At 64.2% G+C, this 243-nt stretch carries 1 protein-coding gene; it reads right to left on the minus strand.

All coding sequences use genetic code 11. The features are described 5' to 3' along the window. Positions 1-48 precede the first annotated feature (48 nt). The coding region (locus FQ664_RS26750; RefSeq protein ID WP_144175985.1) for a YbaB/EbfC family nucleoid-associated protein at positions 49-243 on the minus strand (195 nt) is incomplete at its 5' end.

The following is a 243-nucleotide window of genomic DNA, read 5'->3' on the forward strand; positions in this document are numbered from 1 at the left end:
ACGCTACACAGTGCCTGGCACCCGGGAGTGCGGGTGCCAGGCCGGACATCAGAACGGCATCTTCATGCCCGGCGGCAGCTGCATGCCGGCAGTGGCCGAACCCATCTTCGACTTCGACTCGGCGTCGATCTTGTTCGATGCGTCGTTGAAGGCGGCGGCGATCAGGTCTTCCAGCATTTCCGGATCACTGGCCAGCGACGGATCGATGCGTACCTTGCGGCACTCCTTGGCGCCGGTCAGGGT

This window comes from Pseudomonas persica (assembly GCF_900291015.1).
Lineage (GTDB): Bacteria > Pseudomonadota > Gammaproteobacteria > Pseudomonadales > Pseudomonadaceae > Aquipseudomonas.